Consider the following 1443-nt stretch of genomic DNA (forward strand, 5'->3'; position numbering starts at 1 on the left):
GGAAAGCGGCATTAAATCGCTTCGCCATCCAGTTTGAAGACCGGGTGCCGCAGGCTTAAACGAAAACCCGTTTACACAAAATACCTGACACCCCCCAACCACACCGAGAGCAACCTGTTGCTGCGTTCTCTGTCGCGCTCCCTCTATCCTGACGGAAACACGCCTGTAGGTCGTCGCCTTATCCGCAGGGATGATGGTCCGCTGTTTGGTAGCGCCGCAGAGCCTGACGACATCGAGACCGGAACGATCTACGTGTTGCGTAGTCTCTCCAGCCATCCATTCGTTGTTGAACATCGCGAGTTAATCCACAAGATCGGCGTAACTGGCGGCAGGGTTGAAACCCGTATAGCAGGCGCAGAAAAAGATTCGACTTATCTGTTGGCCGCTGTGGAAATCGTCGCCACTTACAAGCTCCACAACGTAAGCCGTACTAAACTTGAAAATATTTTTCATCGCTTATTTGGGGCTGCACAACTCGACTTAACCATCGAGGATCGCTTTGGTCATCCGGTGAAGCCGAACGAATGGTTCTTAGTCCCACTTCATGTGATTGACGAGGCCGTTCATCACATTCGCGATGGCTCACTTGCCGATGTGACATATGACCTCAAATCTGCACGTTTAATAAATTTAAGCTCCGAGTAACAATTTCGTGGCGCGGCCCTAACCACTCCACGAATTACTGCTCGCGTTGAATCATTGCTAGAATACAGAGAGTGGCTTTGGTTTAGAAGACTTACCGAGGCCTGCATGAACGTCGCCTTTGCCCGCCTTGTGTAGAGATATGGCAGTCAGCCGATATCAAAAATTAGAGACTAAATTTCTTAGGAACCCCAGATGGAAATTTCAAACATCAAGATCAAGAACTGGCGCAATTTTCAAGATGTTGATGTAAAACTAGCGTCCCGGACTTTCATCGTAGGAGCAAATGCTTCTGGCAAATCGAATTTTCTCGATGTGTTTCGGTTCTTGCGCGACGTTAGTAGCAGCAGTGGTGGCGGGCTGCAAAAGGCGCTGAAAGATCGTGGGGGACTTGCAAAGATCCGCTCTCTTGCCGCTCGCAAGTTCAACAATATTTATTTCGAAGTTGATTTGGTGGATAGCGACGAAGTGACCTGGAAATATGTTCTGGAGATCACTCAGGAAACAGCTGGGAAACGTCGTCCTATTGTCAAGCGAGAAGAAGTTTATAGAAGCGATGTAGTCGGTGTGCTTGTAACGAGGCCTGATAGCTTAGATAAGGCAGATCCTGAACGTCTCACTCAGACAAATCTCGAGCAAGTAAACAGCAATGGAAAATTTCGAGAGGTCGTAGATTTTTTTGCCAGCGTCATCTATCTTCATCTAGGGAACCGCTGATTAATGCGAAATCTGCGAAATAGCTTCGGTGATTTCCTGGCGACGGTTCGGTTTTAAGAAATCAGTCCAGAATCGATGGGGCCG

General features: G+C 48.3%; 1 protein-coding gene and 1 pseudogene. Both read left to right on the forward strand.

Translation table 11 applies throughout. From position 1 onward, the window contains the following. Positions 1-96: 96 nt before the first annotated feature. Positions 97-645: pseudogene (locus tag RCH09_RS19630) on the forward strand (GIY-YIG nuclease family protein); the annotation flags it as partial. Positions 646-837: 192 nt separating this feature from the next. Then, positions 838-1359 (forward strand): AAA family ATPase, encoded by a 522-nt coding sequence (locus tag RCH09_RS19635; protein ID WP_326942826.1) that lies wholly within the window; start codon positions 838-840, stop codon positions 1357-1359. The last annotated feature ends 84 nt before the right edge of the window (positions 1360-1443 follow it).

It is taken from the genome of Actimicrobium sp. GrIS 1.19 (assembly GCF_035984655.1).
In the GTDB taxonomy this organism is placed as follows: domain Bacteria; phylum Pseudomonadota; class Gammaproteobacteria; order Burkholderiales; family Burkholderiaceae_D; genus Actimicrobium.

Coding starts and splice junctions, on each gene's coding strand:
- RCH09_RS19635 (WP_326942826.1), top strand. CDS start 838: ATGGAAATTTCAAACATCAAGATCAAGAACTGGCGCAATTTTCAAGAT.